The sequence below is a fragment of the Methanonatronarchaeum sp. AMET-Sl genome (assembly GCF_029854155.1).
GTDB lineage: Archaea > Halobacteriota > Methanonatronarchaeia > Methanonatronarchaeales > Methanonatronarchaeaceae > Methanonatronarchaeum.
Genome location: NZ_CP122958.1, coordinates 1,154,841 through 1,181,335, shown reverse-complemented (window position 1 = coordinate 1,181,335; position 26,495 = coordinate 1,154,841). Strand labels below are relative to the sequence as shown.

At 35.7% G+C, this 26,495-nt stretch carries 26 protein-coding genes and 1 tRNA gene; 14 read left to right on the top strand and 13 right to left on the bottom strand.

Annotated elements, in window-relative coordinates; genetic code table 11:
* Positions 1-2: 2 nt before the first annotated feature.
* From QEN48_RS06005 to QEN48_RS05975, 7 genes are all read right to left on the bottom strand, one after another.
* Complete coding sequence (locus QEN48_RS06005; protein ID WP_280107997.1) at positions 3-1,400, bottom strand: DHH family phosphoesterase; 1,398 nt, start codon at positions 1,398-1,400, stop codon at positions 3-5.
* Positions 1,401-1,431: 31 nt separating this feature from the next.
* Positions 1,432-2,553, bottom strand: coding sequence for an RNA ligase (locus QEN48_RS06000; protein WP_280107996.1), 1,122 nt, complete (start codon positions 2,551-2,553; stop codon positions 1,432-1,434).
* Entirely contained in the window at positions 2,543-3,337 is a 795-nt protein-coding gene (locus tag QEN48_RS05995) for a CBS domain-containing protein (protein WP_280107995.1), read from the bottom strand. The genes QEN48_RS06000 and QEN48_RS05995 overlap by 11 nt, the downstream gene beginning before the upstream one ends.
* Positions 3,334-4,212 (bottom strand): CBS domain-containing protein, encoded by an 879-nt coding sequence (locus QEN48_RS05990; RefSeq protein WP_280107994.1) that lies wholly within the window; start codon positions 4,210-4,212, stop codon positions 3,334-3,336. The genes QEN48_RS05995 and QEN48_RS05990 overlap by 4 nt, the downstream gene beginning before the upstream one ends.
* Positions 4,209-5,102 carry a CBS domain-containing protein gene (locus tag QEN48_RS05985; protein WP_280107993.1) on the bottom strand — a complete coding sequence of 298 codons (894 nt, stop codon included), beginning with the start codon at positions 5,100-5,102 and terminating at the stop codon, positions 4,209-4,211. The genes QEN48_RS05990 and QEN48_RS05985 overlap by 4 nt, the downstream gene beginning before the upstream one ends.
* Positions 5,103-5,164: 62 nt before the next feature.
* Positions 5,165-5,977: a CBS domain-containing protein gene (locus tag QEN48_RS05980; RefSeq protein WP_280107992.1), complete on the bottom strand. Its 813-nt coding sequence runs from the start codon at positions 5,975-5,977 to the stop codon at positions 5,165-5,167.
* Positions 5,977-6,549 carry a CBS domain-containing protein gene (locus QEN48_RS05975; RefSeq protein ID WP_280107991.1) on the bottom strand — a complete coding sequence of 191 codons (573 nt, stop codon included), beginning with the start codon at positions 6,547-6,549 and terminating at the stop codon, positions 5,977-5,979. The genes QEN48_RS05980 and QEN48_RS05975 overlap by 1 nt, the downstream gene beginning before the upstream one ends.
* Positions 6,550-7,229: 680 nt before the next feature.
* Between QEN48_RS05975 and QEN48_RS05970 the strand changes: the two genes are divergently transcribed.
* From QEN48_RS05970 to QEN48_RS05960, 3 genes are read left to right on the top strand one after another with little or no spacing between them, the layout of a single operon-like run.
* The gene (locus tag QEN48_RS05970) at positions 7,230-7,871 is read left to right on the top strand and encodes an Era-like GTP-binding protein (protein ID WP_280107990.1); all 642 of its coding nucleotides are present in this window, start codon (positions 7,230-7,232) and stop codon (positions 7,869-7,871) included.
* A gap of 4 nt (positions 7,872-7,875) precedes the next feature.
* On the top strand, positions 7,876-8,241 hold the full coding sequence (locus QEN48_RS05965) for a DUF2073 domain-containing protein (RefSeq protein ID WP_280107989.1): 366 nt from the start codon (positions 7,876-7,878) through the stop codon (positions 8,239-8,241).
* An 18-nt stretch (positions 8,242-8,259) separates the two neighbouring features.
* Positions 8,260-8,736, top strand: coding sequence for a Zn-ribbon containing protein (locus QEN48_RS05960; protein WP_280107988.1), 477 nt, complete (start codon positions 8,260-8,262; stop codon positions 8,734-8,736).
* 17 nt (positions 8,737-8,753) lie between these two features.
* Here QEN48_RS05960 and QEN48_RS05955 read toward each other — a convergent pair whose 3' ends face one another.
* Positions 8,754-9,014: a hypothetical protein gene (locus tag QEN48_RS05955; protein WP_280107987.1), complete on the bottom strand. Its 261-nt coding sequence runs from the start codon at positions 9,012-9,014 to the stop codon at positions 8,754-8,756.
* Between the two features lie 362 nt (positions 9,015-9,376).
* Between QEN48_RS05955 and QEN48_RS05950 the strand changes: the two genes are divergently transcribed.
* From QEN48_RS05950 to QEN48_RS05940, 3 genes are all read left to right on the top strand, one after another.
* Positions 9,377-10,462, top strand: coding sequence for a uroporphyrinogen decarboxylase family protein (locus QEN48_RS05950; protein ID WP_280107986.1), 1,086 nt, complete (start codon positions 9,377-9,379; stop codon positions 10,460-10,462).
* 128 nt (positions 10,463-10,590) lie between these two features.
* Positions 10,591-11,232, top strand: a complete 642-nt coding sequence (locus tag QEN48_RS05945) for a cobalamin-dependent protein (RefSeq protein WP_280107985.1) — start codon at positions 10,591-10,593, stop codon at positions 11,230-11,232.
* 656 nt (positions 11,233-11,888) lie between these two features.
* Complete coding sequence (locus QEN48_RS05940) at positions 11,889-12,260, top strand: helix-turn-helix domain-containing protein (RefSeq protein ID WP_280107984.1); 372 nt, start codon at positions 11,889-11,891, stop codon at positions 12,258-12,260.
* Between the two features lie 42 nt (positions 12,261-12,302).
* Here the strand turns inward: QEN48_RS05940 and QEN48_RS05935 are convergent, their stop codons facing one another.
* Positions 12,303-12,917, bottom strand: coding sequence for a class I SAM-dependent methyltransferase (locus tag QEN48_RS05935; RefSeq protein WP_280107983.1), 615 nt, complete (start codon positions 12,915-12,917; stop codon positions 12,303-12,305).
* A gap of 173 nt (positions 12,918-13,090) precedes the next feature.
* On the opposite strand from QEN48_RS05935, the gene QEN48_RS05930 reads away from it, so the two are divergent.
* Complete coding sequence (locus tag QEN48_RS05930) at positions 13,091-13,456, top strand: carboxymuconolactone decarboxylase family protein (protein WP_280107982.1); 366 nt, start codon at positions 13,091-13,093, stop codon at positions 13,454-13,456.
* 117 nt (positions 13,457-13,573) lie between these two features.
* Here the strand turns inward: QEN48_RS05930 and nadC are convergent, their stop codons facing one another.
* From nadC to QEN48_RS05915, 3 genes are all read right to left on the bottom strand, one after another.
* On the bottom strand, positions 13,574-14,422 hold the full coding sequence (gene nadC, locus QEN48_RS05925) for a carboxylating nicotinate-nucleotide diphosphorylase (RefSeq protein ID WP_280107981.1): 849 nt from the start codon (positions 14,420-14,422) through the stop codon (positions 13,574-13,576).
* A 2-nt stretch (positions 14,423-14,424) separates the two neighbouring features.
* A complete protein-coding gene (gene nadA, locus QEN48_RS05920) occupies positions 14,425-15,345 on the bottom strand; it encodes a quinolinate synthase NadA (protein ID WP_280107980.1) in 921 nt (306 codons plus the stop codon).
* 771 nt (positions 15,346-16,116) lie between these two features.
* A tRNA-Ile gene (locus QEN48_RS05915) sits at positions 16,117-16,191 on the bottom strand.
* 295 nt (positions 16,192-16,486) lie between these two features.
* On the opposite strand from QEN48_RS05915, the gene cysS reads away from it, so the two are divergent.
* From cysS to scpB, 6 genes are all read left to right on the top strand, one after another.
* A complete protein-coding gene (gene cysS, locus QEN48_RS05910; protein ID WP_280107979.1) occupies positions 16,487-17,914 on the top strand; it encodes a cysteine--tRNA ligase in 1,428 nt (475 codons plus the stop codon).
* Between the two features lie 140 nt (positions 17,915-18,054).
* Complete coding sequence (locus QEN48_RS05905; protein ID WP_280107978.1) at positions 18,055-18,252, top strand: zinc-ribbon domain-containing protein; 198 nt, start codon at positions 18,055-18,057, stop codon at positions 18,250-18,252.
* 306 nt (positions 18,253-18,558) lie between these two features.
* Positions 18,559-19,059, top strand: coding sequence for a hypothetical protein (locus QEN48_RS05900; protein ID WP_280107977.1), 501 nt, complete (start codon positions 18,559-18,561; stop codon positions 19,057-19,059).
* A gap of 15 nt (positions 19,060-19,074) precedes the next feature.
* Positions 19,075-22,611, top strand: a complete 3,537-nt coding sequence (gene smc / locus QEN48_RS05895) for a chromosome segregation protein SMC (protein ID WP_280107976.1) — start codon at positions 19,075-19,077, stop codon at positions 22,609-22,611.
* Positions 22,601-23,395: a segregation/condensation protein A gene (locus tag QEN48_RS05890; RefSeq protein WP_280107975.1), complete on the top strand. Its 795-nt coding sequence runs from the start codon at positions 22,601-22,603 to the stop codon at positions 23,393-23,395. Before smc ends, QEN48_RS05890 begins: the two co-directional genes overlap by 11 nt.
* Positions 23,396-23,412: 17 nt before the next feature.
* The gene (scpB, locus tag QEN48_RS05885; RefSeq protein WP_280107974.1) at positions 23,413-23,934 is read left to right on the top strand and encodes an SMC-Scp complex subunit ScpB; all 522 of its coding nucleotides are present in this window, start codon (positions 23,413-23,415) and stop codon (positions 23,932-23,934) included.
* Between the two features lie 561 nt (positions 23,935-24,495).
* On the opposite strand, the gene QEN48_RS05880 is transcribed toward scpB, so the two are convergent.
* On the bottom strand, positions 24,496-25,887 hold the full coding sequence (locus QEN48_RS05880; protein WP_280107973.1) for an NAD(P)/FAD-dependent oxidoreductase: 1,392 nt from the start codon (positions 25,885-25,887) through the stop codon (positions 24,496-24,498).
* A 442-nt stretch (positions 25,888-26,329) separates the two neighbouring features.
* On the opposite strand from QEN48_RS05880, the gene rd reads away from it, so the two are divergent.
* Complete coding sequence (rd, locus tag QEN48_RS05875; RefSeq protein WP_347985133.1) at positions 26,330-26,491, top strand: rubredoxin; 162 nt, start codon at positions 26,330-26,332, stop codon at positions 26,489-26,491.
* The last annotated feature ends 4 nt before the right edge of the window (positions 26,492-26,495 follow it).

Here is a 26,495-nt window from a genome sequence, read left to right as displayed (position 1 = left end):
TTTTAGTTATTAATTTGGTTGGTTATTATAATATTTAGTTCATTTAGAAATTGTTTTGTTTTGGTTTTAGGGATTGTTGCTCCTGCTGCTATGTCGTGGCCGCCTCCATTTCCTTCTACGGTTTCTGAGGCTTGGTTCATTGCTTTTCCAAGGTTTATTCCTTTGTTTATCATTTTTTGTGTTGTTCTTGCGGATATTTTTTTGTCTTGGCCTTTGTCGGCTAAAGCAATTATTGGTAGGTTTCTATCGATTTTGTTTGAGCCTAGTGCCATGCCGGCGACTATTCCGACGATTGTGTCTCTTATTTTGTTTTCACAATCTATGTATTGGATATTATCCATTTTTTTAGTGCTTTTTTGTTCGATGTATTTTATGCCGTCTACTAGGTTTTTACGGTGGTTTTGAAGTAGTTTTTTTGCTTTTTTGTATACTTCGTTTCGTTTTCCTAGGCATAGTTGGAGGCCTGTTTTTGAGTGGTTGTATCTGGCTGTTGCGTTAAGTAGTGTTGAAAACTCGCTGGCGTCTCGTAGTTCTGTTCCAGGTTCTTCTTTTTCTAGTATGTATACTTCGCCAATAAGCCTGTTTATTGTTTTTTCTGAAACACCTTTTTCGAGTGCTTTGTTGATTAGGCTTGAAACAATGGCTTTTTTTTCGTTTTGAGTGAGGTCTATCCATCTTCTCCATTTGTTGTTTTCTTTTAGTGGTATTCCTTGGTTTTTTATTAGTTTGATACAGTTTTCTTCTTTCCCTGTTATGGTTGGGATGTATGGATCGCTTGAGTATTCAAGTAGTTTGTGGATTGGTCTTGTTTGTTTTCCAAAAAGCCGTATGTCTTTTTTTATTTTTATTATGTTGTTTTTTTGGGCTTGTTTGAGTATTTCTCTGTTTGGACCGATGAGTTTTCCGGTTGAGTCTTGGATGTCTCCAACGCTTCCTACAATCGCTAGGTCTGATAGTTCTTGGTTTTTTTGGTTTAATGCTTTGGCTAGTGTTAGTGTTGTTGAGGCTCCGGATAGTTCGGTTGAACCGTCTATGCCTACGTGATGTGGATTTAGTTCCCATATTTCTTCTATTGGGGCGTGTTGAGGTATGTGGTGATCGCAGATTACTATTTCTGGCTCTATTTTTTTAAGTTCTGGAGAAAGGCCTGACCCTAGGTCTGTAAAAAATATTAAATCATGTTTTTGTTTTTCAAGTTCTTTGATTTTTTTTGGTTCAAGGCTTTTTACGAACTCGATTTTGTGTTTTATTCCTTCTCGACTTAATGCTTTTGAGGCTATTGCTGCTGATGTTAATCCATCTGCATCTATATGTGATATTATTAATGCGTTTTCTGCAGTCCGTATGGGGGTTGTGCAGTGTTTTGCTTGATTGATTAGTTTTTTGTATTTATCTTTCAATTTATTGCGCTCCAAATATTGTTTGGTGTTTTTACCAGAGGTCTCCTTTTAGTAGGGATTTTGTTTTGTCATTTGTTGGTCGCATTACTTTTGAAATCTGTACTCTGTATCCATCTTTTAGTTCTTCGATATCTTTAACTTCAAACTCAACCCCTTGTTTTTCTAGGTGTTTTTTGAATTTTTCAGCGGTTCTTAGTTTTTTTATTTTTATTGAAATGTCTTCTGTTATTTTTTTTCCATTGTTTTTTTCTTGAATTGTTTTTTTTATTGAGTTTAGTATTGAGTGTCCTAGTCTCTTGGCTCTTTCTTCAAGTTGTTGTTCGTTTTCACCCCACTCATAGGACTGGAAACCTTCTCTAACAACTCTTGAATGTACAAAATCACTTCCATAATCGTTATAATACCTATATGCAAACTTTAGGTCACTACAATTACTGATTGATGTTGTATATTTAATTGGAGGTATTTTGTGTTCAGGGTCTTTGAATAATATTCCTTCACGTCCTTCATTTGATAGTTTTTTTATTATTTCAAATCCTTTTTTATGTGCTTTACTTGATTTGTGTTTTCCAAAACTACGTACGTTTTTTAATTGATATTTATCAATCAATTTATTTCTTTGTTTGAGGTCAAGAAAACTACCACTCTGTTTTTTCATTATATCGAAGATAACGAAGTCTACTGACTCTACGTCGTAGATGTCTTTTGGTACGTATGGATTGTCGGGCCCGATCATCTCGCCACATAGAACTAGTTCAGGGTTTTCTTCAAATATCTCGGGCCCTATTTTTTCTTTAATTTTAGCTGTGGTATATGGACATATAAGTCCGCTACGTGTTAAGCCTACGATTTCATTGCCGGTTATCGCAGCCCTCACGTTATAGCCATTCATTTTTTCTTCTATGATCACTTCGTTTGGGAAGTGTTTTTTTATTGTTGGGTTGAGTAACATGGCTCTCCTTATTTTGGGGAAACCATGTATCACACTGCCGTCACTGAATATTGAGGTTCCTCGTTCTATTCCGCTCCAGGTTTTGTTGAACCGGTAGTGGTTTTTTTCTTTGATTATTATTTGTTTTTCAAGGCCTTTCTTGATTTTTTCTTCTGTTATTTTTAGGTTGTTTTTTGTTATTTTGGTTAGGTTATCTTTCATCACCACACCAATATTTGATTATATCTAGGTGGTTTATTATTCCTTCAAGTTGTTCTTCTAGAACTACGGCTTCTCTTACGTCGTTTTCATTCATTTTTTGTGATATTTGTTCGATTGTTTTGTTTGGATTGATTTTGGTTGGGTTTACTTGCATTATGTCTTTTACTAGTAGGTTTCTTATTCTGTAGTCTTGTTTTTTGTCTGGAACGAGTTTTCTAAATTTTTTTAGGCCTATGGCGATTTCTTTTGGTGTTATTAATCCGGCTACTTCATCTTGTTCTAGGATTGGTAGGCAACTGTAGTTGTTGTCTATTATTTTTCTTCTTGCGTGTACAACTCGGTCATCGGGTTTTAGGATTTCATAGTTTTTGGAGGTGATTTTTGTTTCTTTTAGTGTTTTCTGGGTGTCTACATTTTTAAGGAGGTCTTGTGATCTTATTATTCCGGTTACTTTGTTGTCGTTGACGATGGAGAGTGTGTATATTTTGCTTGATGCGAATGCACAGAATGTTTCGATTAGGCTGTCGTTTTCCCTGGCTGTTGCGCTGGTTTTTTGGTATGCAGTTGAGACTTTAAGGTTTGATGCTGGTTTCTCTGATTTGCTTCCAGAACCAAGTTCTCTTGCTATGTCTCTATATGTTAGGGATCCGTGGTATATTCCGTTGTTGGTGACTGGTATTTGGTATAATCCATGTTTATCCATTTTGTCCATTGCTACTGACAATGGCTGGTTTTTGTCTATTGAAACGGGTTTTTTCATTAGGTCTTTAATTTTTTTAGTCATTTTTGACCTCCTATGTCTTCCACGATGTCGGTTTTCGTGATTATTCCTAATAATTCTTCATTTTTAACGACAGGAATGCCGCTTATTTCTTTTTCAGACATAACTCTAGCAGCTTCAATGGCTTTTTGTTCAGGCTCTATTGTTATTAGGGGGCTGGACATAACATCTTCAGCAACCCACATGTCTTTTAAAATAGATCTTAATTTCTTTTCTCCACCTTTTGATGCTTTTCGAGCCATCTTTAGTTCTTTACCTGCTAGACCATCGTTTCTAGGGTGGTTTTGGTTTGCGAATGTAAGGTCGCTGATTGTTATTATCCCTGTGGGCCGTTTGTTTTCTTCAACCACAACCAGTCTTTTAACCCGCTCTGACTCCATTACCTCAGCTGCTTTATTTAGGGTATGGTGTCGATGTATTGTGAGTACGTCTGGTGTGTATATCTCGGATATTTTTGAATCGATTTCAGAGTTTGCGTAATAGTCGATTAGGTCTTTTTTGGTTATAATACCGATTAGTTCTCTGTTTTCTGTTTTTTCTTCAGATTCTTCTATTATTGGGATACCGCTTATGTTGTTTTCCACCATTATTTCAGCGATTTCTTTTATGGATTTGTTTGGGGTTGAGGTTATTACATTGGTGGTCATGAAGTTTTTTACTTGTATTTGGTCTATTGGCCGTCTTCTCCATTTAGGTTCATCTTGTCTTAATCCCTTGCTTATGTCTGTTTTTGTTAGCATTCCGGTTGGTTTTTCGTTTTCGTTTACAACTACTAGCCGACTGACTCCTTTTTTGATCATTATGTTTTTTGCATGTGACAATGTCTCTTCTGGTCTTACTGCGTGTACTGGAGCTGAAACAAGGTCTATTAGGTTCATTCTTGAACCTCAATGATCGATCTTACTAAATCGTTTTCAGTTACGATTCCCTCTAGATTGTTGTTGTCGATTATTGGAATGCTTCCAATGTTTTCGTTTGCCATAGTTTTTGCTATATCTGTTAATGGGTCTTGACTGTTTCCGGTTTCTACATCTGAAACCATTATTTCTGAAACTGGTACATCGAGAACTTCGTTTATGTCCCCGGTTACAAGTTTGTCGAAAACGCCACCGTTTCCTAGATATCTAAGGACATCTGTTGCTGTGACAATGCCGACTAAAATTCCGTCTTCTATTATTGGTAGTCTTCTGAATCCTTGCTCAACCATCGTTGTGGTTAGATTCATGATTGAGCTGTCTGGTGGTATTGTTATAACTTTTTTTGTCATAATGTCCTTGACTTTAATGCCCTTAACGATATCTATTTTCGATATAAGGGATACGATGTCTCTTTCGGTTATAATTCCTTTAACTCGGTTTTCATTATCTACTATAGGTATTCCGCCTATACCACTTGAGACCATTTTGTTTACAGCGTCTTCTAAACTACCTTTTTCATCTACTGATATCACTTTGCTCTCCATTATCTGGTTGACGCTTTCATTTATAGCTGAAAGGAAGTTTCCATAATGGCCGTTTTTAATTAGTTTGAAACTTTCTCCACCACCCATGAATCTAACTATATCCATGCTGGTGAGTATGCCTTCCAGTTTGTTGTTTCCGGGGTTTGTTACCGGTAACCTCCTAAATCCATAGTTTGTCATCGTTTTAGCAGCACCAATAATAGTTATTGTTCTTGGTATCGTTACTACATCTTTCCCAGCTATCCTAATAATCTCGCTTTCTTGATCCGAGAGCCTTGTTTTAAACTCTACGGGCCCTCTGTCCATGGATCTATTTACAAACTGATTGTCATGTTGTTCGTTTCTATTAACATTTCTTCTTATTTTAATCACCCCAGATAGGGTTTAAGAACATCGTATCTATCTACTATACCAATTAAATTGTCTTCTTCGACAATGGGAAGTCTACCGATTCCATGGTTTTTCATTTTGTTAACTGCATTGGAAACCGGTGTTTTTGGCGATACTGTAATTACTGGTGTTGACATTAGTTTACTAATTTTTGTTTTATCTCGTGAACTACCACCAGTTTTTCCCTCTCTCCTTGAACTACCACCAGTTTTTCCCTCTCTACTAAATCTAGCGTAACCGGCTTGAATGATGTCTCCTTTTGTTATTATACCTATGAGTCTATCGTTTTTAATCACTGGAAACCCTGAGAGACCTGTATCTAACATGTTTAGCCAACATCTAGAAACCCCTTCATTATAGTTTACCGTGTCGACATCGGTACTCATTATTTCATTTACCTTGAGTCCTGGATTTGTTGTGTTTTCTGAAATTACATTGAGAACATCATGGATGTTGATTACACCAACCAGAGATTTATTTGATGTTGTTTTAACGATTGGAACGGAATCAATATTATAATTAAGGATTATTTTCGCTGCTTCAATTACGTTGTTTTCAGGGGTTAATACCTCTATGTTTTTAGTGAAACCTTTTACTGTTACGTTCGATTTGTTTGAAGTCACCTTTAAAACACCATCTCTGGTTAACACACCTGAAACCTTATCGAGGTCATTAAGTACAGGAACGGCTCTCAGTTTGTTGTCTCTCAAAATCTGTCTAGCATTAGTTATAAAATCGTCTTCTCTAACTTTTAAAGGAGATGTTTCATCCATAACTTCTTTAACTTTCATTATACTCCATAGCCTCCGGCTTCAACTTCATCCCGACACTGTTCACAAATCAATTCGCCCTCTACTAAATCGAGTTCTGTTGAGAAAGTATTACAACTATTACATATACCGGTTGTATCCCACTCCTTATTTTCTGAATATATTTTGTTGGAGCCATAAATTTCTGCGGCTTCACTCAATATATCAAATATTTCAGGTGAAACAGAAAGTATATCATTACTAGTTATAATCCCAACAAGTTCTTTCCCACTAATCACAGGCAATCGCTCAATCTTCAATTTCCGCATCTTCCGTATCGCAGTGTTTATTTCCTCTTCCTTCTCAATAGTAACTAAAGGGCGAGTCATAACGTCTTTAACGACTAATTCATCGGGAGAATAGCCTTTGGCTAAAACTTTATGCACAAGGTCTTTTTCAGTAATTATACCCACTGGTGTCCCGTCATCAACGACAATCACACTACCTATGTTCTTGTCCGCCATCTTAATACCAGCACTTTGGACATCATCATCTACATCAACTGTGACAACATCCAACGTCATTATCTCTTTAACCGGAATCTTCGTCTCCATTACCGACACCAATCAAATGAATATATCTTGTTTAAATCAATTATAGTTTTCCTTTTTAGAAAAAAACCAAAAAAACATAGATAAACTAAAACATTAGATAATTACAGCGGTAACAGCAAGTAAAACCATCTTTTCAGCAGTGGATAACTGACAAATTACCAAAAAATAAAGAAATAACTAAAAACGATTAACAGAGAGTGAAAGTTTGAGAGAGAGCAGTATAGTCCTCTCCTCTTTAGGGAGAGGTCACTTCACACCCAAATATTTTTATTAGTTTCTAAATCAAGTTCTGTATGTTGTGTTCACGATAACCTTGGGGCAGGTTTTCTGTACAGATCTCTTGTAACTAAATGGGAAGGTATTAAGGCCTTGGAGAATCCTTTCACGACGGTGATGTTGGTGGGTCCATTGTAGTGTGTAATCTATTAGTGATGACCTATGTCTATATCGTGTAAGTTGGAGAGATGGAACGACTAACACTGCCTATTGAGATTTGGTGATATCTTCAAGACATTTATCATCAGAGGTCTCTTAACCTTTAGAAAAAAAAAGGATAAATAGATAAAGTGCGTTTTTCCTATTCAGGGAAACGTGGATGTGACGATATCTAAATCAATATAAATATAGAGAATTAATTAATGTGTATAGAATATTAGAGAGATAGTTTGAGGGTCGAGGATATGGGATTATTAGATTGGTTTTACAAAAGAAGTCTATCTAGATATCTAAAGAAACTGTTCAATAAAGAAAATGCAAAGATAGGTTTATACGGGCCGCCAAACGCTGGAAAAACAACTTTAGCCAATAAAATAGTTAGAGATTGGTCTGGAGATGTATTAGGTCCGGTTTCAGAGATACCGCACGAAACAAGGAAAGCAAGACTTGAAAAAGGTATTGAAATCAAGTCAGATGGAGCTACGTTAAATCTAGATATACTTGATACACCGGGAATAGCAACTAAAATTGATTTCGAAGACTTCATACAAGACTTTGAACTTAATGAAGGTGAGGCTAAAAGAAGAGCCAAAGAAGCAACGAAAGGAGTAATTGACGCAATAAACTGGTTGGATGACATAGATGCAATTCTATTAATAATGGATTCAACACTAGATCCCTATAATCAAGTTAACGTTACAATGATTGGGAACATGGAGGCCAGGAAAATTCCATTCATAATTGTGGCAAATAAAATCGATGAAGAGGATTCTGACCCTGAAAAAATAGAAGAGGCATTTCCAAACCATCCGGTAGTCCCGATATCTGCAATAGAGGGAGAAAACGTTAGCAGTTTATATGATACAATGATTAACCATTTTGGGTGATCAAATGAATGGAATCCAAATTACATTAGTTTCAGGAGAAAAAGTATCTTCACTGACAATGAACGAAAAACTACGTTTCATAATAGACAAGGTTAGAGAGGGCCAGATCTTGATTCTAGAAAAAGGTCTAGATCCGGAGGAAGAAGCAGAACTAATCCAACGAACAATGACAGAGATAGATCCAGAGGAATTCAATGGAATAGAAATAGAATCCTACCCAGGTGACAGTAGTAAACTATCATTCTTTGACAAACTACTAGGTAAAAAGATCACAAGGCTAACCGTTATCGGCCCTGCAGACCAAGTTAGAACGATCAAAAAGAATAAAGATACAATACAAGCGTTACTAACCTTGAAAAAAACAAATTAAGTTTTTTGGTTGAATAAGATGCCCCATGAATGTACTCGTTGCCGGGAGATATATCCAAATGGTTCTGAAGAAATCCTTTCAGGATGTCCAAACTGCAGCTGGAACCGATTCAGGTATTTAACCGAAGAACAACTTGATAAAGGAGAGACACCGCCAATTGAAGACAGTGAAGGGGAAGAATTACAAAAAGAACCTAAACAAGAAAAAGAAAAGAAGGAAGAACTTCTAGATATAAGCGGGTTCACATGGGAGAGAAAGAGAGAAAAAATAAGCCTAAAAGAACTTGAAGAAATAGAAAAAATAGCTTCAAGATACAAAAAAGGCTATAAAGAAGAACTAAGAGATGACGATGTTGAATCTTTAAGGATAAAGGGAGACGGTTCATTTGAAATCAACCTAAAATCACTGATTGAAGAAAAAGGAATAGTCATCTCCATAGGCGAAGACGGTAAATACATCATAGACCTCGAATCTTTCCTAAACAAAAACCAATAAAAAACTAAATCCCCCAACTACTCCTTTCTATTATCATTTTTATTATCTTTTCTATATTTCTCCCTTATTTCTTTCACCATCTCCATATTACCTTCAATCACAAGAGAACCTGAATAATTACATTCTGGACATTTAAAGTGCTGTCCAGTAATCATACCGAGAGCTTGATAGATTGAAGGACTTCCACATACAGGGCAAACCATAAATAAATCTTCATCTGAATCACCTTCCCCTTCATCCAATTCAAAATCCTCTTCAATATCATTCAATTCATTCATAATAACCAGAAACCCATAAATATATTAGTTTTCTTTAGAGATAACAATATATCCATTTCTTCCTGAAACCCCATATAATTCCAAAACAAGTTATAGTAAATTAATATTATTAAAGATATTAACAGACTCTATAGTTGTATTTTTGATTAGGTTTTTACTGAATTTAGTGTGTTGTAATAGTTTTTGTCATATTTTTGGTTGAACAGATATTTAGGATTTTGTTTTTTTATCTTTACATTAATTAGATGCAGTATGTTTGCAATTTAAATATGATGTCCTTACGTTGATGTATTTTTTTAACCAAAATTATTAATAAAGGCAGGCGCTTTTTTTACTCTGGAGGAATTTTTATACCAAAAGATATGACCCCTATGGAGAGAGTTACTGCAGCTGCAAATGATGAACCTGTTGACAGACTTCCGTTTAGCGCTATAGCAGGCGGAATGAATCGACGGCTTGTTGGAGCTGACTTTGAAACCTTCTCAAAAAGTGCAGAACTACAGGCAAGAGGAAATATAGAAGTTGTTAAACGATACGATTTTGACTGGCTAGTTCCTTTGACATACATGCATAGAACCGCTGAGGATTTTGGTGCAGAGCTAATATTTAAAGAAAACCAAACGCCGATGCATTACCCACCCACAGATTGGGAGGCTGAAGATTACGAAGAAAAAATAGTTGTACCAGATGGCATTGGTGACTCAATTCAAATGCGAGTCGATTATACCGAACAGATAGTAGAAGAACTACCGGATGTACCTATTTTTGCCTTCATTTCTGGTCCATTCACTACACTAACTCAAAGAGTCGGAACGGAACAGGTCTTGATGGATTTATATCGATGTCCTGATGCTGTTAAAAAAGCTATGGAAAAAACCCAGGAATACGTTGTTAGGTGCATTGAAGAAGGATTTGCAGGTATTGAAGGATTAGCTGGTATATGTTTAGATGAACTACATGGAAACAGAGGAATGATGAGTCCTGATATGTATCGAGAGTTCGGAGCTGAATACTGTGGTGAAGTAGTAGATGCATGCGAAAAATCGGACTTAATTTTCACACAACACAACTGTGCTGAATCCGCAATGTTCGATATCCAGATAAGTGAATGGAAACCAATGGCTTACAGCTATGCCTACTATGGTGATAGAGGTGAAAACCCAGATATTCCTGGAATGATTGAACAGTTTGGAGACGACACTCTTTTACTAGGGCAAATCGACCCACAACATTTCTATCACTACAATACAAAGGAGATGAGGGAACATGTTAAAGGACTTCTTGAAGAAGTTCTAACCAGTTTAAAGGAAAACGACCGTACCTCTAAGTTTGGTATATACAGTGGATGTGAGGTACCGCCAACATACGGTAAGTTCGATAACATCGGCGCAATCACTGACGTGATGTTAGAGCACGGTGAAGAGATGCAAAATGAAATTATAGGATAAATAAAACATAAATAGAATTTTCCATCAATAAAGCCTAAAACAAACAGGCTTTATTGATGAAATACATTATATTTAAGAGACCTTATCACGGGTTTCTTTAAAAAATAAAGAATTTAAAGGAGAATAATATGTCTAAAGAAGAAATACTGGAAGATCTACATAACGGTGTCCTTGAAATGGACGAAGATAGAGTGAAAGAAGCCGCTCAAAAAGCATTAGATGAAGGCGTAGAGCCAATGGAAGCTATACTGGATGGACTAGTATCCGGTATCTCAGAAGCTGGTGACCTATTCGATGAAGGAGAGAAATTCGTACCAGAATTACTAATGTCCTCAGAAGCATTGTACGCAGGCCTCGACATACTAAAACCACATGTTGACGCTAAAGACCTAGGAGTCGAAGGAAAAGTCGTAATCGGAGTAGCAGAAGGAGACGTACACGACATCGGTAAAAACCTAGTAAGACTAATGTTTGACGTAAGTGGAATGGAGATAGTTGATATCGGAAAAGACGTGCCAAACAATCAGTTCGCAGAAAAAGCAAAAGAAGTAGATGCAGACATAATAGCTGTATCTGCAATGATGACATCAACAATGCTAGGAATTGAAGATATTGTCGAAGATGCAAGAAAGACGGTGCCGGATGTAAAAATACTTGCAGGTGGAGCACCACTGAACGAAAAATCTGTAGTTGAAGATTTCGGTGCAGACGGATACGCAGCTGATGCAACTAAGGCAGCTAAAAGAGCACTAGAACTAATGAAGGAATAATTTAGAACTAATTTACTTATAGCAAACCGGAAATTAAATTACTATAAGTAAAAAATTTGAAATGGTCTGTTTAAACCTGGTTTTTATTGCCAGGTTTTTTTTTGAAGCATGATTCAAGTTATTCTTAATTAAATAAATAATTATTTAATTGTTTTTTTATAGTAGGTTTTTATCAACCTTAGGTTTTCAAATTTAGACAAATTCCTTATATTGCTTAATTACCATTAAATTGATTTTTAATTAAAAATAAGTTACCAAAACCTCTTTAACGTTAAATAAAGCAATTAAAAAAGACCTATAAAATACAAAATACGCTCCACAGAAACCTTAAATTCTGTTTAGTTAATTTAATGACTATTAATTCTTATTAAAAATAGTTAAATATAGTTATATATTAAATAAACCGATCAAGAAGGTTATAATAAAACATATTAAACACAATAAAAACAGTTTTAATTAAACTTTACATCGTTAAGTAAAAAATAACTAAGTTAAATTTACGGCGTGAAGAATTAAAAACCTCAAAGCCTTTTTTACAAACAAAAATAAAAAATAAGATACAGTTCAAAAACATATATATCTAAGAATAAAATTAAACCAATTAATTAAAAAAAACTAAACAAACAAAATATCCTTATATTCAAGGTGTTTATAAAATGAAAGAAAAAACCCAAAAAAATGAACTTATGATATGTACAAAATCAGACCTATCAAACAAAATCAACAAAAAATGGACAATGTGCATAATAAACATACTAGGAGTCGAAGAAGGCAAAAGATTCAACGAAATAAAAAAAGACTCAATGGGCAACATAAATTCAAGAACCCTCTCAATGAGACTAAAAGAACTACAACAAGAAGGAATAATCTCAAGAGAAGTAAAACCAAAAGCACCCCCAGAAGTAAGATACATCCTCACAGACGAAGGATGGCAATTATACGAAGCACTACAACCCCTATTCAAATACCTAGATAAACACAATTCAAACGGATCCAATGGAAACAACGGAACTAACGCAAATAACTAAAACCACCGGAAACCACAAAAACCAAGAAAATAAAAAGACAGTTTAATGGTTTCCACTTAACTCAATTAATTTAATATAATCCCCCAAAACATCCCTCTTTTTAACGACGTTAAACCCCTTCTCTAAAGACTCCAAATCCAATCTTTTCTTAAGATCTTCATCCAAAAAAAACCGCATAAATGGATTAATACTACTTATAAATAGATTACCAATCGAACCACCAGGCCCAGTATGCTCCAACAACAAAACCCGACCCCCAGGTTTACAAACACGCACCATCTCCTCAATAGCGCTTAATGGATCCGAACAAGCACAAAAAACAAAAGTAGAAAAAACAGTATCAAAAAAATCATCCTGAAAAACAAGATTCCTAGCATCCATCTTAAAAAAACTAACATTACTCAAACCTCTACTAACAGCCTTCCGCCTAGCACGCTTAATCATATTCTCACTAAAATCAATAGCAACTATCTCAAGATCCAATGGATAAAAAGGAACATTACGGCCAGTTCCAACACCAACTTCAAGAACCCTACCAGAAACCATATCTAAAATATCTTCACGCATATCCCTAAAATAAAGAACTTCAAAAGGACTCTCAGCAAACTCATAAATAGGAGCAACCAAATCATACCCACGCTCAGTCTTACTAACCATACCACTCAAATACAAATAACAAAACAAACAATATATTTTTTTCCAAAAAAAACCACCAAAAACCATCAATACCCATAAAAAACAACAAAAAAACCATAACAAAAAAAAATACACGAAATAAAAAACGAAATACATAAAAAACAAACTACAATAATAACAATAGGTGAAAATAAATGACAGAACATAAAGAAAACCCTAAAGAAATATTAACAGACATAGAACAAAAAACCGGGTTCCTCCCCCAAATACTAAAAATAATCGAAGACGTAGACCCAGAAAACCTAAAACGCTACAGAATGTGCAACAACAAAATACTAACAGACGGCGCACTACCAGCCAAAACAAAAATATTAGTAGCACTAGCAGTAGTAGCATCAAAACAATGCGAACCATGCACAAAAGCCCAAATGAAAAGCGCATTAAACAACGGCGCAACAAAAGAAGAAATAATGGAACTAATGGAAGTAATATTCATAACAGCAGGAGCACCAGCCGTAGCCGCATGCAAAGACGCATTAAAACTCCTCCAAGAAAAATAAAAAACCAAAAACCAGATAAGATATTTTAATTAAAATATCTATCTAATTTTATCTTTATTCAGGGCTACAAAATCTTTATATTCAAAAAGAGCCGGATATCACCAAATCTAACTAAATCTATTTTTTAACCAAATCTATTTTTAAGTCAAGAGAAGGTGCCTTCATAGTTATATAACTGGATGAAACTATATCCACTCCGGTTGACGCATATTTATCTAGATTACTTGGATTGATTCCACCAGAAACTTCAATCAATACTTTATCTCTTAAACCGGTTTTCTCTATATATTTAACTGCCTCTAAAACTTCATATGGCTTGAAATTATCAAGCATAACTATATCACAGCCAGCTCTAACAGCCTTAACTGCATCTTCCTGACTCTCAACCTCTATCTCTATTTTTCTCGAACCACTATGTCTCTGAGCTAATTCAATAGCCTTTTTTATTGACTCGACATGCTCCAAATGGTTATCTTTAATTAATACAAAATCTCCTAAATTCTCCCGGTGAGGTTCCCCACCAACTACAGAAACAGCCCTTTTTTCAAAACTTCGTAATAAAGGTGTTGTTTTCCTAGTTGCAGCTATTTTAACACCATTTACAGCACCACTAACAATCTCAACCATTTCACGCGTAGCTGTTGCAACACCGCTTAGATGACACAAAATATTCAAAGCAACTCTCTCACCCCGAAGTATATCCCCAACAAAACCCTCAACAACACCAATTACTTCACCGGATTCAACCCTATCTCCATTACTATACTCAGATTCCAGTTCAACATCGAGTTCATTAAAAATAAATTCAAATTCAGGTAAACCTACAACAAAACCAGATTCATCCGCTAATATTTCACCATAACCAAAGACATCATCAGGCACTATCGATTCAGTTGTAACATCCCCATCAACGAGATCCTCATTAATCATCATCCTTAGTTTTTTCTTTTCTAAATCGCTAAACAAAGTTATTCACCGCTTAATTCAAACATTTTTTCAGTTGAAACCCTTACCTTTTCGGCTATTTCATCTTCAACTTCAACTAAAAATTCCTCTTTATCCAGAGAACTATAGATACTCTTCAAATTATGAAACTTCATCTCTTCGCAAACAGCATTCTCAGAAAGCGGAATAAACTCTTTATCTGGAAACATTCGGCTTAAACGATCAACGAGGCCAACCTCAGTTCCAACTATAAATCTAGTTTCATTCGATTTTTTAACAAAATCAATCATCTGACCCGTACTAAATAAATAATCAGCCTTCTCTTGAATAACAGGACTAGATTCAGGATGAACCAATACAACTGCTCCAGAAAACCTATCAACCAGTTTTTCAAGCTCCTTTTCATTAAAAACATTATGAACATAACAATGACCATCACTCGGAACAACAATAACCTCCTTATCAACCTTCTGTTGAACATACCAACCTAAATTCATGTCAGGACCAAAAATAACCCTATCACAATCCAACTCACTAATAACCTCAACCGCATTAGAAGAAGTACAAGTAACATCCGATTCAGCTCTCACAACAGCATGCGTATTAACATACATAACAACCGCAGCCCCAGGATACCGGTCCTTAACTTCAACAACCTCTCTTAACGACAACATACCAGCCATAGGGCAAACCGCTTCCTTTGAAGGCAAAAGAACCTTTTTATCAGGATTCAGAACCGAAGCAGTTTCCGCCATAAAATCAACACCAGCAAAAACAACATAATCAGCATCAGTCTCACTAGACCTCTGTGCAAGACCAAGAGAATCACCCACATAATCAGCAACACCCTGAACATCTCTAGACTGATAATTATGAGCTAAAACTACAGCATTCATCTCATTCTTTAAACTATCAATCTCATTAACTAACCACTCCTTATTCATCACAACCACATATATAAAATATCAAGCAAACAAATAGAAAAAACACTAGGAGGTTACCACAATAATAAAAGAATGCCCAAAATGTGGATACTCAATAACATACCAAGCCAACAACAAAACAATAGAATGCCCAAACTGCGGAAACACAATAAAACTCAGAGACGAAGATAAAAAATTCAAATAAAAATAAAAAAAATCAAACCACAAATATCTAAAGAGACCCTCTCTGTGAAGAGGAGTTTATTTAGGGGGCTTTATCCTGTTCAAGAGGTATTTGCTTTCCACGAACCATATCTTCAATCAATAAATCAATACTGGATAGTTAACTTCAGGGTGATATAGTGTATTTACTATGTACTCTATTTCTCTTCGATAGCCCTTTTTGCTCACAGGTACTACGTTTTTCCTATTCCTTATCGTGGTTTTAAAATATACCTAACACCAGTCCATATCAATTCAAAATAGTGATAGTTCTTTGAAATCAATAGAACCAGTTTTCTGTTAAAGCAGACCCCTCAAACAACCACTAAATACCAATGTTCAGGGGATTTAATAATTGGTATCTGGGCCCTTAGCTCTTTATTAATTGTTTCGGAGTCTATCCCCTAGGTATTCTCCATTGCAATCTGTTGGTGAAGGTGGTTTTATGGCTTGATTTAAATTTGAAAAGCTATTGAATAATGAATTGTATTTTTATAGAAAAAAGGAGTAAACAGGTTTTTTCTTTAGAGAATTTATTCATCTAAAAAATAGGGTAAGGTAGCTGTTTAGTGGGCCCAGAGGGATTCGAACCCTCGACAACCCGGTTATGAGCCGAGTGCTCTAACCTAGCTGAGCTATGGGCCCTCTATTAATTTGAAATGGTTTTTGTTTTTAAAGTAGGTTTTGTGTATCTTTTGTTGTTTCTCTGTCTTCGTTGATTTGTCTTGTTTTTTTGTTGTCAAAAGCCGAATATAGTAGTGTTTCTATTCTACATAAATATGTTGGGTTTTATTTTGGTTTGGGTTGTTGTTATTTGGGTTTTGTTAGATTTTTTTGTTTTTTTAGGTTATTCTTTTCTTGTTATGTGTTTTTGTTTTGAAGGGTATAAAATAAAGAGTTTGAGGATGAATATTGGTTGTGTTTGTGGTTTGTGATAATTATGACGATTCAAGTTTATAATACTCTGTCTGGTGAGTTAGAGGATTTTGAGCCGTTGGAAGAGGGGAAGGTTGGTTTATATGTTTGTGGGACTACAGATTATGATTATATTCATCTTGGGCATGCGAGGACTTATGTAGCGTATGATATGATGGTTCGTTATTTTGAGTGGAAAGGTTTTGATGTAAAGTATATTCAGAACATTACAGATGTGGGTCATCTAACAGATGAAGGTGAAGATAAGGTTGAAAAGAGGGCGAAGAGTGAACGGAGCCATCCTATGGAGATTGTTGAATATTATATGAGGAAGCATTTAAGGGATGTTGATGAACTTAAGATTAAGCGGCCTGATATAATGCCTCGTGCTACTGGCCATTTAATCGATATGATTGAGGCGGTTAAGGACTTGGTTGATAAGGGTTTTGCTTATGAATCTAATGGTTCTGTTTATTTCGATGTTTCTAAACTTGATGAGTATGGAGAGCTTTCAAACATTGTGTTTGATGATTTAGAAGAGTCCGGTAGGGTTGGTGCATCAGGTGAGAAAAAGGATCCCAGGGATTTTGCTTTATGGAAAAAAGCAGATGAAGATCAATTGATGAGTTGGCCTTCTCCTTGGGGAGAGGGATTTCCTGGATGGCATATTGAATGTACCGTTATGTCGACGAAGTATCTAGGTGAGAAATTCGATATTCATGGTGGAGCAATTGAGTTGGGTTTTCCTCATCATGAAAATGAAATAGCTCAAGGTAAAGCGTTGTGTGGAACTGACCCGGTTAGATATTGGGTTCATACTGGCTTGCTTAATGTTGGTGGTGAGAAGATGTCGAAGAGTAAAGGGAACTTTATTACAGTAAGGGAGGCTTTGGATAAACATGATCCAGAGGTGCTGAGGCTTTGGATATTAAGTTCTCATTATAGGTCTCCAGTTGATTATACTGTGGATAAAATTGAGGAGGCAGAGAAACAATTAGATAAGATTTTGAATTTTTATGACCGACTCAATAGGTTAGAAAGCGATGGAGCGAAGGGAGAGTTATCTGACTTAGTTGACAATCTTATTGTTGAATTTGAAACAAAAATGGATAAAGACTTTAACTCTCCCGAAGCATTGTCTAAAGTTTTTCAATTTATCAAAGAGGCAAATAGGAAACTTGATGAAGGCCAATATGAAGCAGGTGACCCTCGTTATGTTATCGAAAAACTAGAAGAGATACTTAATATCTTTGGTATTTTACCAGAGAACCTGTTTGAAGAAGACTTCAATAAAGAAGTGGTTGGGGAAATTCTAGATGAAATACTGGAACTCCGAGAAGAATTGAGAGAAAAAGGAGAGTACGAAATGGCTGATAAAATTAGGGACAAACTGGAGAAAGCCGGAGTATCAATTGAAGATCGAGAAAAACCTACATGGGAAATTAAAAGGTAAAACGCTCCTCTCTCTAAAGAGTAAGGGTCTTAATGCCTATTTTAAGGCAAACCTTAAATAAATTGTTGTTCCAATTTTCTATTAAGGTTGATGGAAGTTAAGCCCACTTAAACCCATCTTTGGGTTTAGGAGGTCAAATAATGATTGTTCCATACTGTAAGAAATGTGGTAGAAAGTTGAAAGAAGAAGCGGAAGAATGTCCAGAATGTGGTTCAAAAAAAACCATTGAAAATGAAAAACAAGTAAAAAAGAGTACTGGGATAATAGTTCCATACTGTACAAACTGTGGTAAGAAGTTGAGAGAAGAAGCGGAAGAATGTCCAGAATGCGAAATATAACCTCTTTACCCCCTAAGAAACCACTTTCCCGGATTTTTTAATAGAGAGTGATAGTTTGAGAGAGCAGTAAGTCCCGTCCTCTTTAGGGAGAGGGTGTTGTCACACAGAAGTTTTTGAGTTTTAGATAATTACCAGTAATGTCTATTAGGATTCGGAGGATACTTCACTGTTTTTCTATCTATAGTTTTTATACTGTGAGGTGAACTATCCTTTTCCCTAAAGAGAAGAGGGTTTTATGGCCTGGTTTAAGATAAAAAAAAGTGTGAATTTGTGTGGAGTCTCTTACTAAAGGAAAAGTTGAGGTAATTGACCATAAAAGATATAAGTTCTTCGACGATAGTTAGTGATGGAGGGGATGGTATGAACGAGATTTTTGATTCTTCTGGAGATAATGGAGATTTTAGTGAAGATTTAATTGGTAGGCTGGAGAAGAAAATAGCTATTTTAAAGAGCCGTCTTGAAAGGAGAAAACAAGAAATTGAGGAGCTTGAAGAAGAGAACTATGTTTTAAAACAAGAGATTGAGTCCAATAGTTCTGTAAGTGAAGTTAGATCTAACTCAAGTTCGGGAGAAGGCATAATTGATTGTTCAACCGATAGTCATAGAGATGGTGATGGTAGTAATGACGCGGTGAAGAAAGATGAAGAAGATTGTGTTGTTTTCCAAGGGCCTGCTGGTGGAGACTTTGAAGATAGTTCGGTTGAAGAATCTAAAGCAAAACCAGAAACAGGTGTTATTGAAGAGTCTGTTGATGAAGAGGATGGAAACGGTGAGTTAGAGAATGATGATATAATTATCATCGACTAGCGTTGAGGGATTTTTTTGAAGGTAGAGGAGGTCATTCTCAATAACTTTAAGTCGTTTGGAAGGAAGACTAAGATACCGTTTTCAGATGGCTTTAACGCGATATCCGGGCCTAATGGGTCTGGTAAATCTAATATAATTGATGCGTTTTGTTTCGTCTTAGGTACATCTACGACAAAGGATTTGCGTGCTGATAACTTAACCGACCTTATATTTCAGGGAGATAATGGTGAGAACCCTAATTTCGCTGAAGTAACTCTTAAACTTGATAACAGTGATGGTGCATTACCTACTTCAGATGAGATTGTTTCGATTAAAAGGAAGGTTAAGAGAACTGAGAAAGGTTATTACAGTTATTATTATTTAAATGGAAATTCGGTGACGCTTACTGAGATACATGAATTTATATCTGAAGCTGGTATCTCGGAAGAAGGATACAATATTGTTATGCAGGGTGATGTGACTAGAATTACCGATGTTGGGAGTACCGAGAGACGTAGAATTATAGATGAAATTGCTGGAGTTTCAGAGTTTGAGAAAAAAAAGGAAAAAGCTTTTGAAGAACTTGATACAGTTAAACAAGAGATTGATAGAGTAGAAATAATATTAAGTGAAATTAAAGACCGGCTTAATGAAGTAAAAGATGAAAGAAAAGACGCACTTCGATATAAGAATCTTCGTGACCGTAAAAAAGAACTGGATCTCTATTTAATCGCATCAATGAAAGATAAAATTGAGAAGGATATACAACGAATTGAAAAAGTTCTTGATAACAAAGAAAAAGAAAAAGATGAGTATGCCTCAAAACTCGTTGATTTAAAAAAACAGATTGGAGAGCTAAACGAACAACTGGAAGAACTTAACAAAGAAATATCTCAGAAAGGTGAGGAAGAACAGATAGAGATAAAAAGAGAGATAGAAGAAATCAAAGGAGAAATCTCTAGAGGACATGACTCTATATCGATGATGGAGGAATCAATCAAAGAAGTAAGAGAAGAGAAAAAAAAGATATATACAAAAAAAAGCTCCCTTAACGAAAAAATAGAATCTCTTAAGGAAGAAAAAGAAAAACTAACGGTCCAGAAATCTAACATCGAAAACGAAATTGAAAACCTAAAACAAGAAAAAAATGAGTTTAAAAACAAAATTGAGGAAATCGATGACGAGTCATTCAAAGTTAAAGAAAAAGTCTCAGACTTAAAAAAAGAATTAGAAGAAAAAAGAAACAACAAAAACAGGCTTTTTAAACAAAAAGACAGAGTTCTAGATTCATTAAGACGAAAAGAAGATGAAATTAACGAAATTGAAAAACGGATAACTGAATTCAAGGAAAAGAAAAAAGAACTAAAAAAACAAGAACCAGAGATAGAAAAAAAACTATCCAACCTAATCGAATCAAAGAAAAAAATAGAAGACTCTAAAAGCGAGTTAGAAAGAGACAAACTCTACAAAAAAAGAGAACTAAAAGACCTTGAAAAAAAACAAAGAAATAAACAGACAAAACTCGCAAAAGCAGAAGCAAAAATGCAGGCAGCTGAAGAAATCGATAATCGTTACTCAAGACCCGTCCGAGAAATACTAAAAGCAAAAACCAACGGTGTATTAAACGGAGTGTATGGAACAATATCCGAGTTAGGTAAAGTACAAGAAAAATACTCAACAGCACTAGAAATAGCCGCAGGAGGACGAATGCAATCAATCGTAGTTGAAACAGACCAAGACGCAGAAAACTGTATAAAATACCTAAAAAGAAACAACCTTGGACGAGCAACATTCCTACCGATAAACAAAATTAAATACAGGCCTCCAAGAAGCAGAGCAAAAGAAGCTTTAAACTCCCCCGGCTCTGTAGATCTCGCAATAAACCTCATCGATTTTAACGAAAAATTCAAGCCAGCCTTCTGGTACGTATTTAGAGATACAGTTATCATGAAAGACCTAGAAGCAGCAAGACAAAAAATGGGGGGCGTGCGAATGGTCACCCTGGAAGGCGACCTCGTAGACCCAGGAGGAGCTATGTCAGGTGGCTCAAAAAAGAAATCAAGATTCAAATTCACCGTAGATGACGAAAAAGCTGTAAAAAACCTGAAAAAAGAGATCAAAAAAATCGAGAAAAAAATCGACAAAAAACAAAAAGAAATCCAAAACCTCGATGAAGGCCTATCCAGAGTTAACAACAAAATAAAAGAAAAAAACAGAAAAATCGAGGAACTACAGAATAAACTTGACACCAACCAAAGCGATATAAAGAAATACAGTGAAGAAATAGAACGAAAACAACAGAAGAAACAAAAAGTGGTTAACGAGAAAAAAGAACAACAATCAGAGATCAAGGAACTTGAAGAAAAAATCAACAAACTAGACAAAACCATACAAGAGAAAAAACAGAACATACAAGAACTTGAAGAAAGAGTAGAAAACACAGAAATACCTAAATACATGGATGAAATCGATAGAATAAAAGAAGAAATAGAACGTCTCCGAGAAGTAATTGGTAACGTTGAAAATAAACTCAATCAAAAGGAACTTGAAATAGAATATGCAGAAAGAAACATAGAAGAACAAAAAGAAAAGAAAAAAGAACTCAAACAAAAAGAACAACAACTAAATAAAGACATAGAAGACAAAAAACAAGAAATAAAAGAACTAGAGAACAGATTAGACAAAAAAGAACAACAAGACAGAGAAATAAACAAAAAACTAAAAGAACTACGTAGCCAGAGAGACGAACTATTAGAAAAACTAAGTGGACTCGAAAAAAAAGAATCAGCTACTCAAAAAAACCTAGAACAAATCGAATCAAAGATAAAGCAACTAAAAGAAGAAAGAAAAACAAAAAAACAAAAAATAGAAGAAGTTCAAGAAGAACTAGAAGACTTCGAAATAGAAAAAGACCTACCCAGCCCAAAAGAAATAGAAACAGAAATCGATGAAACAGAAAACGAAATGGAGAAACTAGAGCCTGTCAACATGAAAGCAATCGAAGAATACGAAGAAGTCAAAGAAAGAAAAGAAAACCTAGAAGAAAAAATCAACACACTTACAGAAGAAAGAGAAGGAATAATAGATAGAATAGAGGCCTACGACAAAAGAAAAACCGAAGTCTTCATGAAAACATTCAATGAAATAAACAAAAACTTCCAAGAAGTCTTCAGCCAACTATCACCAGGAGGAGAAGCCGAACTAATCCTCGAAGAACCCGACTCCCCATTCGATGGCGGCCTCACAATAGAAGCAATACCTGAAGGAAAAACAGTTCGAAGACTTGACGCCATGTCCGGAGGAGAAAAAAGCCTAACAGCTCTTTCATTTATATTCGCCATCCAGAGATACGATCCCGCTCCATTCTACGCCTTCGACGAAATAGACATGTTCTTAGATGGAGCAAATGTCGAAAGAGTAGCCAAAATGATAGAAAGACTATCAAACAAAGCCCAATTCATAGTTGTATCACTCCGAAAACCAACAATCGAATCCTCAAACCAAACAATCGGAATAACAATGCAAGAAAACGGCATCTCCGAAGCAACAGGGGTGGTTCTAAATGGCAACTAAAGAAGAAAAAAAAGCCATCCCACATAGAATAGAAAACAGATTACAACAAAGAATGGATGAAAGTTGGAAAGAAAGCCAACCAATCGAAATGTTACTAGAAATGGTAGACGAAGGCGAAATAGACCCCTGGGACCTAGATGTAATAAAAGTCGCAGATAAATTCCTAACCAAAGTAGAAAAAATGGAAAGAGAAAACCTCAGAATAACCGGAAACACACTCTTATTCTCATCTGTACTACTCCGAAAAAAAAGCGAGATGTTGGTCGACGACGAAGAAGAACAAGATGAACCAATGTACGATGATCATGACTGGACCCCATGTTTCTACGACATCCAATACCAAGAACTACCCGAACTCGAAGCACCCGCCAGAAGAGAATCCAGTCGTTCAGCAACCCTAATCGACCTAATAGACGAATTCGAAAACGCAATGGAAACAAAACAAAAAAGAAAAAAACGAAAACAAAAAAAAGACCAAGAAATAAAACAAACACAAGAAAAAGTCAAAAACCTAGCCCACGAAGAAGACATAGAACAAGACATAGAAAAAGTACACAAAATACTAAAAACCAAATTCCAAAAACAAAACAAAAAACAAATAAAATTCAAAGAAATACTCAACAACCAAAAACCCAAAGAAATCATATCAAAATACATACCAATCCTCTTCCTAGCATCAAGAAAAAAAATATGGATAAAACAAACCAAAATAACCGAAGACATCGAAATAAGACCAAGAAAACCAGATAAACAACAAACCCAAGAAAAACAAAACACAGAATAAACAAATGGTGTAAACCAATGGACAACCAAAAAATAGTCGAAGCAGCATTATTCACAGCCGGAAACCCTCTAAACGCCAAAGAAATCTCCAAAACAACCGGAATACCAACCAAAAAAGTCAAAAAAAACCTAAAAACACTCAAAAAAAAATACAAAGAAAGAGACACAGCACTCGAAATCAAAGCAGTAAACAAAAAATACGTAATGCAAGTAAACCCCAAATACTCAGAAGAAGTAATGAACCTAGCACCAATCGAAATATCAACACCAGTACTAAGAACCCTATCAGTAATAGCATTCAAACAACCAGTAAGCCAATCAGAAATCGTCGACATAAGAGGAAACAAAGCATACAAACACATAAAAAAACTAACAGAAATGGGATTCCTAAACGCAAAACCATACGGAAGAACAAAACTACTCCAAACAACAGACGGATTCACAGAATACTTCGGAATAGAAGCAACAACACCCGAAGAAGTAAGAAAAGCCCTATCAGAAAAATTCGACCCAGTAACACTAGAAGACTTCCTCGACTAAACCCAACCCAACCAAAACAACAAAAAACAAAAAAAATACAGAGAAAATAAAACTAATAAATCCAAACTAAACCCAAAACTACTATATTTTAAGTTAAAAACATAAAGATCACGAAAAAAATAAACTCAATCTATTCAAGTATTTTTTTTATTAAAGAAAACTACCTAAAAAACTAGAACTAAATCTATTTTAATTAAATATCTTTTAATTAAATAACTAATGGCTTTTTTGCTCGCTTTAAACTAAAAATAACGGTTTCTCCACCTCTAATTGCTAAGTAATATATAGGGTGTAAAACAAATTATTATTTGAGGGGTGGTTTGGATGAATAGTAGACAAATGAGGAAATCTGGTATTGTGTCCTTTGTGATCATGGTAGCATTCCTCGTTGTACTGGTCGCCCTAATAGCAATTTGAACTTATCAATAATCAACTATAGTCGTTTTAGTAAACATTAATTTAACAAAGGTTAATAAAAAGCACGTAAAACAAAAAAACAATGTTTCTTTGGCCGGGCAATAATGCCCGGCACACCAACTCTTTCTTTGTTCTAATGTTGTTTTATATTTTCTTGAGTTCTGGGGGTATGTAGTTTTCTTTTCCCTCTTCTTTTAATACGCCTATTGCTGCTATTGCTCCAGAAACTGCTCCACCAACGATTCCTCTTGATTTTCCTGCACCATCTCCAGCCACTCTTAGTTTGTCAAGGTTTGTTTCTAAGTAGTTTTCTGTTGGATATACTGAGTCATAGAACTTGATTTCTGGACAGTAAAGTAACGTGTGGTCTTGGTTGACTCCTGGAACAAGTTCTCCAAGAGTTTCTAGGCCGTGAATGATGTTCATGACTATTCTCTGAGGTAACGCTAGAGATATATCGCCGGGTGTAAATTCCTTGAGTGTTGGCTTGTATGGTAGGTTGTCTATTCTTCCTTGATCGGATCTTCTCCAGTCTCGTAGGTCTTTAAGCCTTTGAGCTACCGGTTGGTCTCCACCTATTTTGTTAGCCAATTCAGCTATTTTTCGGCCATAGGCTTTTGTATCTTCAACTGGTTCGGTTAGATGGATTCTTACGAGTAATGCGAAGTTTGTTAGTTCTGTTTTTGAGTCTTTTTTAGCGTGGCCATTTACTAATAACATGTCTTCATAGTATTCAGTTGCGACATATCCTTCTGGGTTTGTGCAGAATGTTCTTACTAAGTCGTCATAGCCTTTGCTTCTCCACCTAAATTTAGGATCGTATATCACGTCGGTCATTTGGTCATAGACTTCTTTTGGAAGTTCTACTCTGACTCCAACATCAATTGGGCCGTAAGTAACTTCTACGCCTAGTTTGTTAGCTTGGGTTCGGAACCAGTTTGCACCGCTACGTCCAGGTGCTGCAATAAGGTGTTTGCACTTTATTTCTTTATCTTCTGTGGTTAAAACGAAGTTACCAGTGCTTTCTTTTTTCTCGATTTCTTCAACCTCTGTGTTTATTAAGAATTTGACGTCCCGGCTTTGCAGCTCTCTCATCATGTTGTCCATTACTGTAGGAACTTTGTCAGACCCAATGTGTTTTTGTGGTCCGTAAACAAGCTCAACGCCTTTGGAAGCAGCTTTTCTCTTCATTTCCTTGACTTTTTGTTTCCTTTCTTTATCGCCCTCTCCATAGTATTCTTTTTCAACACCGTTTCTAACCCAAACACTATCAACATAATCAATTAGGTCTGAAGCTTCACCGCGACCGATATCTAGGTTTTCAATTTCCATACCAATATCGGGAGTTAGGTTGAGCTTCCCATCTGAAAGCCCTCCAGCACCCCCAATACCGAATAATATATCATTTGATTCTATTCTCTCTAAAGGTGCCTTACCTTTGTCTATCAAGCAAACTGAAAGTCCTGAGTTCGATAGTATCTCTGCTGAAGAAAGTCCAGCAGGTCCGCCACCAATTATTGCTACATCAAATTCCATAAAGACAATCACCAAATAATCCGAACAATGATTATTTTACAACTATTTTAACCTTAGTGATGACACCCTCCATGCCCTAAAAGATAGTGGGGGTTCTAAGGAAGTTTAGTGTCTTATTACACTCTTATTCTCCCTGCTGTTGCCATTACACCACTACCCTTCCTCACTCCCTATCATGTTTTCTAAATATACCTAAAACCTATAGATATCGGTCTCAAGTTCTAGATATATTCTTAAAACCCAATGGGATTGTTTTTTGTTTTAAAGGCATACCACTCAAACAACTGTCAAATACCTATAGGTATGTTAAAACCTTTAATTTTTACTATTGGGCTCTATCATCCTTACTAAAGAGAAGGGGTTTTTATGGCCTGCTTTAGGATAAAATGCATAAATGATAGCAATATAATAAGGAATGTGTCTTGAAATGTCTGAACAAAAAATGTCTAAATATATCTGTACTGTATGTGAATATGTATATGACCCTAGTGAGGGTGATCCTGAAGGTGGAGTTGAACCTGGCACGCCTTTCGAGGAACTTCCAGAAGATTGGGTTTGTCCTGACTGTGGTGTTGGAAAAGACATGTTTGAAAAAATGGAGTAATGTA

What these genes read in the sequence shown, in the direction of transcription:
- cysS (WP_280107979.1), top strand. Translation starts at nt 16,487, where the DNA reads ATGACGATTCAAGTTTATAATACTCTGTCTGGTGAGTTAGAGGATTTT.
- QEN48_RS05905 (WP_280107978.1), top strand. Translation starts at nt 18,055, where the DNA reads ATGATTGTTCCATACTGTAAGAAATGTGGTAGAAAGTTGAAAGAAGAA.
- QEN48_RS05985 (WP_280107993.1), bottom strand. Translation starts at nt 5,102, where the DNA reads ATGGACAGAGGGCCCGTAGAGTTTAAAACAAGGCTCTCGGATCAAGAA.
- QEN48_RS05980 (WP_280107992.1), bottom strand. Translation starts at nt 5,977, where the DNA reads ATGAAAGTTAAAGAAGTTATGGATGAAACATCTCCTTTAAAAGTTAGA.
- QEN48_RS05950 (WP_280107986.1), top strand. Translation starts at nt 9,377, where the DNA reads ATGACCCCTATGGAGAGAGTTACTGCAGCTGCAAATGATGAACCTGTT.
- QEN48_RS05975 (WP_280107991.1), bottom strand. Translation starts at nt 6,549, where the DNA reads ATGGAGACGAAGATTCCGGTTAAAGAGATAATGACGTTGGATGTTGTC.
- QEN48_RS05930 (WP_280107982.1), top strand. Translation starts at nt 13,091, where the DNA reads ATGACAGAACATAAAGAAAACCCTAAAGAAATATTAACAGACATAGAA.
- QEN48_RS05940 (WP_280107984.1), top strand. Translation starts at nt 11,889, where the DNA reads ATGAAAGAAAAAACCCAAAAAAATGAACTTATGATATGTACAAAATCA.
- QEN48_RS06000 (WP_280107996.1), bottom strand. Translation starts at nt 2,553, where the DNA reads ATGAAAGATAACCTAACCAAAATAACAAAAAACAACCTAAAAATAACA.
- QEN48_RS05890 (WP_280107975.1), top strand. Translation starts at nt 22,601, where the DNA reads ATGGCAACTAAAGAAGAAAAAAAAGCCATCCCACATAGAATAGAAAAC.
- QEN48_RS05970 (WP_280107990.1), top strand. Translation starts at nt 7,230, where the DNA reads ATGGGATTATTAGATTGGTTTTACAAAAGAAGTCTATCTAGATATCTA.
- QEN48_RS05945 (WP_280107985.1), top strand. Translation starts at nt 10,591, where the DNA reads ATGTCTAAAGAAGAAATACTGGAAGATCTACATAACGGTGTCCTTGAA.
- QEN48_RS05955 (WP_280107987.1), bottom strand. Translation starts at nt 9,014, where the DNA reads ATGAATGAATTGAATGATATTGAAGAGGATTTTGAATTGGATGAAGGG.
- QEN48_RS05965 (WP_280107989.1), top strand. Translation starts at nt 7,876, where the DNA reads ATGAATGGAATCCAAATTACATTAGTTTCAGGAGAAAAAGTATCTTCA.
- scpB (WP_280107974.1), top strand. Translation starts at nt 23,413, where the DNA reads ATGGACAACCAAAAAATAGTCGAAGCAGCATTATTCACAGCCGGAAAC.
- nadA (WP_280107980.1), bottom strand. Translation starts at nt 15,345, where the DNA reads ATGAATAAGGAGTGGTTAGTTAATGAGATTGATAGTTTAAAGAATGAG.
- QEN48_RS05960 (WP_280107988.1), top strand. Translation starts at nt 8,260, where the DNA reads ATGCCCCATGAATGTACTCGTTGCCGGGAGATATATCCAAATGGTTCT.
- QEN48_RS05995 (WP_280107995.1), bottom strand. Translation starts at nt 3,337, where the DNA reads ATGACTAAAAAAATTAAAGACCTAATGAAAAAACCCGTTTCAATAGAC.
- rd (WP_347985133.1), top strand. Translation starts at nt 26,330, where the DNA reads ATGTCTAAATATATCTGTACTGTATGTGAATATGTATATGACCCTAGT.
- QEN48_RS05935 (WP_280107983.1), bottom strand. Translation starts at nt 12,917, where the DNA reads ATGGTTAGTAAGACTGAGCGTGGGTATGATTTGGTTGCTCCTATTTAT.
- QEN48_RS05990 (WP_280107994.1), bottom strand. Translation starts at nt 4,212, where the DNA reads ATGAACCTAATAGACCTTGTTTCAGCTCCAGTACACGCAGTAAGACCA.
- QEN48_RS05880 (WP_280107973.1), bottom strand. Translation starts at nt 25,887, where the DNA reads ATGGAATTTGATGTAGCAATAATTGGTGGCGGACCTGCTGGACTTTCT.